Source organism: Streptomyces sp. NPDC051987 (genome assembly GCF_040680735.1).
In the GTDB taxonomy this organism is placed as follows: Bacteria; Actinomycetota; Actinomycetes; order Streptomycetales; family Streptomycetaceae; genus Streptomyces.
Genome location: NZ_JBFAXI010000181.1, coordinates 1 through 5,332, shown reverse-complemented (window position 1 = coordinate 5,332; position 5,332 = coordinate 1). Strand labels below are relative to the sequence as shown.

The following is a 5,332-nucleotide window of genomic DNA, read 5'->3' as shown; positions in this document are numbered from 1 at the left end:
GAGGACGGCCTGCGGATCGGCATCGACCTGACCGTCGTGTGGACGGCGAAGTCGACCGCCGACGGCACCGTGTCCTCGTTCCGGATCAACCAGCACTGACCTGCAGCAGGCCCTTGGACGGGATGCCGTTGATCGCGTTGATGTCCCAGTTGTTGATGGCGTTCGGGTTGCCGGAGGACTCCCGCATGATGTTGCGGTGCAGGCCGCTGTAGGAGCCGGGGATGCCCTTGGCCTTCATGATGTCGAGGGCCTGGCGGATCCAGCCGTCGAGGTTGTTGGCGTAGGTCTTGGCGGCGACCAGCTGGATCTGCGGGCGCTGCGCGGACCGGCTCGCGGCCTGCTGGGCTGCGGTCTTGTTGACGGTGGCGACGTGCTGCACGTGGGCGGCATGGGCCTGCTTCACGTGCGCCGCGTGCAGCTGGTGGGCGATGGCCGCCTGCTTCTTGGCGGCGGCGATGGCCTCGACCTTGACGTTCTCCAGGGCGAGCCGGTCCGTGACCGAGCCCGTGACGTCCTTGACCTGCTCGGTGCCGTAGGCCGCCTTGGCGGCGGTCTCGGGGGCACCGGACGTGACCGTCTTGGCGCTGCTGGGCACGGCCGAGAAGGCGAGGGCGGCGGCGCCGATCGTGGCGACACCGGCGAGCGCGATCTTGTGGTGCTTGGTCAGCGTGGGACTGTGGGCGTGCTTGGGCATGGCGGTGGAGACCTCTTCGAATAGCGCGGAGGTCGCTCGTTGTCCGCGGGGGAGACCGGCTCCTCCTGCACGAACACCGCGGGGGGAACCCGCGGTGCTGAGCGACGGCAGCCATTCTTAGCGGCCGCAAAATGCCGTGGCAAAGGTGTGACGTACGACCCCCGGTAGTGGAGCCTGTGGGGGCAAATCGGGACAGATTGGAATGTCTGCCCCGTTCGCGCCGGGAGTATTTATCTCCTATGTCCGTTCGTATGTGATGTGCGCCCTATGCGCGGCCTCACATCGCCCTCCTGGGTTTCTCACCATGAGTTGCTCTAGCAATGCTCTGCGTGAGAGTCCTCCTCCGGCAGGATGAGGTGCACGTCCCCGAACTCGTGCCACAGATAGCGCCCGCGCAGCGCCTCCTCGTAGCTGCGGTCCACCGCGGCCCGCCCCGCGACCGCCTCAAGCATCAGCAGATGCGAGGCCTCCGGTTCGTGCAGCCCGGTCAGCAGCCCGTCCACCACCCGCACCCCGCGCTCGGGCGTCACCACGAGCTCCGTCCACCCCTCGGCCGCCCGCACCGCCCCGTCGGCCCCGGCGGCCGACTCCACGGCCCGCACGGCGGTCGTACCGACCGCGACCACCCGCCCCTCGCCCGCACGCACGCTGTTGATCAGCCGCGCCGACGCCTCCGGCACGGCGAAACGTTCGGCGTACGGCGGCTCGTGCACCTCCGCCGACGACACCCCGGTGTGCAGTGTGATCGGCGCGAACTGCACCCCTCGGCTCACCAGCTCGGCCACCAGCCGCGCGGTGAAGGGTCGCGCCGCGCTCGGCATCTCCGCGCTCCCCGCCCCGTCCGCCGACGGCAGCGCGAACACCGTCTGGTAGACGGACAGCGGCTGGTCCCGCTCCGTGTAGGAGTAGCGAATCGGCCGCCCGTGCTCCCGCAGCACCTCGCGTACGTCCGCCGAGGTCCGCGCCCACCACAGCCGCTCGCCCCGCTCGCTCAACGGCTCCTCCAGCACCAGCCGCCCGCCCCCCGGCAGCAGCACCTCCGTTCCCGCGCGGGCGCCCGCACGCGGGCGTGTCGTGCCGTTCCCGTCCGGCTCCCGCACCTCGACCGCCCACCGGCCGTCGTCCCCGCGCGTGGAGAAGTGCACGACCACGCGCGCGTGCCCCGCCTTTCCGTCCACGGCCGCCGCCAGCGTCGCCGAGGTGTTCACCACCAGCACGTCCCCGGCCCGCAGCAGACGCGGCAGCTCGGCGAAGGCGTGATGCGACACCGCCGTCCCGCGCGACACCAGCAGCCGTACAGCGTCCCGTTCCAGCCCCGGTCCCCGCTGCTCGGCCGGCACCCGCGCGGACAGCTCCTTCGGCACCCGCACCACCGTCGTCATCGCCCCTCCACCAGCGCCGGCGCCCCGTACCGCCCGCTGGCCGGCCGCTCGTCGAGCAGCCGCAGGAACGCCGGCACGACACTCACCGGCGCGGGCCGCGGATCCCCGTCGTCCGGTACGGCCGCCGCGTACAGGTCGGTCGCCATGTCCCCGGGATCCACCGCCCACACCCGCAGCCCCGGCTCCTCCACGCCGAGCACCGCCGCCAGCTGGTCCAGCGCCGCCTTCGAGGCGCCGTAACCGCCCCAGGTCTCGTACGCCTCGGCACCCGCGTCCGAACTGACCGTGACCACCGCACCCGCCGCCGACTCCCGCAGCAGCGGCAGCGCCTCCTGGACCAGGCCCAGCGCGGCCACCACGTTCACCTCCAGCGCCCGGCGCAGCCCCGCCAACGGCAGCTCGTCCAGGCGCACCAGCGGCTCGGCGCCCAGCGCACTGGCGTTGTTCACCACCAGGTCCACCCCGCCCAGCTCCCGCGCGGCGGCCACCAGGTCCGCGCGGTGCCCGCCGTCCGTCACATCGCCCGGCAGCGCCATCACCCGCCTCCCGTGTCCCGCGACGGCCTCCGCCGTCTCCTTCAGCACCCCGGCGCCCCTGGCGTCCAGCACCAGATCCCAGCCGCGCGCGGCCAGCGCCTCGGCCAGCGCCCGCCCCAGCCCCTTCGAGGCTCCCGTGATGATCCCTACCGGCATGACAACCGTCCCCTCGGCTCCGTCCGCCCGCGTCGGCGGTGATCCCAACCTAGGAACGCGCCCGCCCCGGCCGCCTCGGACGCGGGCCGCAACCTGCCGGGCCCTTCGGACTAAGCCGTCGGTCCGAGCCTCACGTCCTAGGCCCCCAGGACTACGGCCACCGGTCCACGCCCTGCGCCGCCGGCCCGATCCCCGGTGTCACAGCCCGCCGGTACCGTGAGGGCATGAGTCAAGGTCCCCGCGCCGGTCTCGCGGCGGTGAGCTCCGCGCTGCTGGCGATGAGCCGGCATCTGGAGGTGCGCGACGTCCTCAAGACGATCGTCGCCTCCGCGCGCGAGCTGCTCGACGCGCAGTACGCCGCGCTCGGGGTCCCCGACGACCACGGCGGCTTCGCCCAGTTCGTGGTGGACGGCGTCACCGACGCCCAGTGGAAGGCCATCGGCCCGCTCCCGCGCCAGCACGGCATCCTCGCGGCGATGCTGCGCGAGGCGAAGGCCGAGCGGCTCGCCGACGTCCGCACGGACCCCCGCTTCGAGGGCTGGCCGTCCGCCCACCCCGAGATGTCCGACTTCCTGGGGCTGCCGATCCGCGACGGCGACGAGGTGATCGGCGCCCTGTTCCTCGCCAACAAGAACTGCGAGAAGCCCGACGGAGGCTGCGGCTTCACCGCCGAGGACGAGGAACTGCTCTCGATCCTCGCCCAGCACGCGGCCATCGCGCTCACCAACGCCCGCCTCTACGAGCGCAGCCGCGAGCTGACCATCGCCGAGGAGCGCTCCCGGCTCGCCCACGAGCTGCACGACGCGGTCAGCCAGAAGCTGTTCTCCCTGCGCCTGACCGCCCAGGCCGCCGCGGCCCTGGTCGACCGCGATCCCGCCCGCGCCAAGGGCGAGCTGCAGCAGGTGGCCGCGCTCGCCGCCGAGGCCACCGAAGAGCTGCGCGCCGCCGTCGTCGAACTGCGCCCCGCCGCCCTCGACGAGGACGGTCTGCTCGCCACCCTGCGCACCCAGGTCCAGGTCCTGGACCGCGCCCACACCGCGCGCGTGACCTTCGCCGCCAGTGGCTTCCGGGCCCTGCCCGCCGCCCAGGAGGAGGCGCTGCTCCGGGTCGCCCAGGAAGCGCTGCACAACGCCCTGCGGCACTCCGGGGCCGACCACGTCGACGTGACCGTGAACCGGCGCGGCGGCGGAGCCGTCCTGCGGGTCACCGACGACGGCAGCGGCTTCGACCCGCACCTCACCCGGCGCGCCGGACGCCACCTCGGCCTGGTCTCCATGCGGGACCGGGCGAGCGGCGTCGGCGGCACGCTGACCGTGGAATCGGCGCCCGGCAAGGGCACCACGATCGAGATGGAGGTCCCCGGTGGCTGACGCGATCCGGGTGCTGCTGGTCGACGACCACCAGGTCGTCCGCCGGGGCCTGCGCACCTTTCTGGAGGTCCAGGACGACATCGAGGTGGTCGGCGAGGCCGCCGACGGCGCCGAAGGGGTCGAGCGCGCCCAGGAGCTGGCCCCCGACGTCGTCCTCATGGACGTCAAGATGCCCGGTCTCGACGGCGTGGCGGCGCTGCGCAAGCTCCGCGAGCTCGACAACCCCGCGCGCGTGCTGATCGTCACCAGCTTCACCGAACAGCGCACGGTCGTCCCGGCCCTGCGCGCGGGTGCCGCCGGATACGTCTACAAGGACGTCGATCCCGACGCGCTCGCCACCGCCATCCGATCGGTGCACGCCGGGCACGTCCTGCTCCAGTCCGAGGTGGCCGGCGCCCTGCTCTCCCAGGAGGAGGCCGGCACCGGCCAGGGCAGGGGCGGCTCGCTCACCGAGCGGGAGCGCGAGGTGCTCGGGCTGATCGCCGACGGCCGGTCCAACCGCGAGATAGCGCGCGCTCTGGTGCTGTCCGAGAAGACCGTCAAGACACACGTCTCGAACATCCTGATGAAACTGGACCTCGCCGACCGCACCCAGGCCGCCCTGTGGGCCGTTCGCCACGGTGTGACCGGCTGAAACGCCCTCCGCAACGCTTCACGGGCGGCAACCTGGAAGGTCGCCCTCCGGGCTGAGATTCATACCGTCGTGGGAATGTCACCCGGATGGCGCATCTTCTCCTGGCCGCCGCCGTTCTTCAGTGCGTGCCGCGGCGACCGCCGTGGCGATCGCCAAGGAGGGCTCAAGAAGTGAAGAACCTGAAGAAGGCAGCGGCCGTGACGATGGTGGCCGGCGGGATCGTCGCCGCCGGTGCGGGACTGGCCTCCGCCCACACCGGCGGTGCCACCGCGGCCGGCGCTGCCCACGGTTCTCCGGGCGTCGTCTCGGGCAACGTCATCCAGGCCCCGGTCGACGTCCCGGTCAACGTGGTCGGCAACAGCGTCAACGTCGTCGGCGTACTGAACCCCGCCTTCGGCAACCTCGGCCTCAACCACTGAAACCACGCCGCCTCGCCCCGGCCTTCCGCCCCCCGGAAGGCCGGTCGGCGCCCCGAAGGGGCGCGGGGGGTTCCCCCCCCGCCGCAGGGTGGGGGGGGGTCTGGGCGGCCAGCCCCCCCCGCGCCGCCGCCCGGCGCCCCG

At 73.1% G+C, this 5,332-nt stretch carries 6 protein-coding genes; 3 read left to right on the top strand and 3 right to left on the bottom strand.

Annotated elements, in window-relative coordinates; all coding sequences use genetic code 11:
• Nucleotides 1-85: 85 nt before the first annotated feature.
• The 3 genes from AB0M11_RS41000 to AB0M11_RS40990 form a co-directional block, all read right to left on the bottom strand.
• Entirely contained in the window at nucleotides 86-694 is a 609-nt protein-coding gene (locus AB0M11_RS41000; RefSeq protein ID WP_365714026.1) for a lytic transglycosylase, read from the bottom strand.
• Between the two features lie 314 nt (nucleotides 695-1,008).
• A complete protein-coding gene (locus AB0M11_RS40995; protein WP_365714024.1) occupies nucleotides 1,009-2,076 on the bottom strand; it encodes an S-adenosylmethionine:tRNA ribosyltransferase-isomerase in 1,068 nt (355 codons plus the stop codon).
• Nucleotides 2,073-2,768, bottom strand: a complete 696-nt coding sequence (locus AB0M11_RS40990; protein ID WP_365714022.1) for an SDR family NAD(P)-dependent oxidoreductase — start codon at nucleotides 2,766-2,768, stop codon at nucleotides 2,073-2,075. The genes AB0M11_RS40995 and AB0M11_RS40990 overlap by 4 nt, the downstream gene beginning before the upstream one ends.
• Before the next feature lie 224 nt (nucleotides 2,769-2,992).
• On the opposite strand from AB0M11_RS40990, the gene AB0M11_RS40985 reads away from it, so the two are divergent.
• The 3 genes from AB0M11_RS40985 (at nucleotide 2,993) to AB0M11_RS40975 (ending at nucleotide 5,191) form a co-directional block, all read left to right on the top strand.
• Nucleotides 2,993-4,138, top strand: a complete 1,146-nt coding sequence (locus AB0M11_RS40985) for a GAF domain-containing sensor histidine kinase (protein WP_365714020.1) — start codon at nucleotides 2,993-2,995, stop codon at nucleotides 4,136-4,138.
• Nucleotides 4,131-4,772, top strand: coding sequence for a response regulator transcription factor (locus AB0M11_RS40980; RefSeq protein WP_365714018.1), 642 nt, complete (start codon nucleotides 4,131-4,133; stop codon nucleotides 4,770-4,772). Before AB0M11_RS40985 ends, AB0M11_RS40980 begins: the two co-directional genes overlap by 8 nt.
• A 170-nt stretch (nucleotides 4,773-4,942) precedes the next feature.
• Entirely contained in the window at nucleotides 4,943-5,191 is a 249-nt protein-coding gene (locus tag AB0M11_RS40975) for a chaplin family protein (RefSeq protein ID WP_365714016.1), read from the top strand.
• Nucleotides 5,192-5,332: the final 141 nt, after the last annotated feature.

What these genes read in the sequence shown, in the direction of transcription:
- AB0M11_RS40985 (WP_365714020.1), top strand. Translation starts at nt 2,993, where the DNA reads ATGAGTCAAGGTCCCCGCGCCGGTCTCGCGGCGGTGAGCTCCGCGCTG.
- AB0M11_RS41000 (WP_365714026.1), bottom strand. Translation starts at nt 694, where the DNA reads ATGCCCAAGCACGCCCACAGTCCCACGCTGACCAAGCACCACAAGATC.
- AB0M11_RS40995 (WP_365714024.1), bottom strand. Translation starts at nt 2,076, where the DNA reads ATGACGACGGTGGTGCGGGTGCCGAAGGAGCTGTCCGCGCGGGTGCCG.
- AB0M11_RS40990 (WP_365714022.1), bottom strand. Translation starts at nt 2,768, where the DNA reads ATGCCGGTAGGGATCATCACGGGAGCCTCGAAGGGGCTGGGGCGGGCG.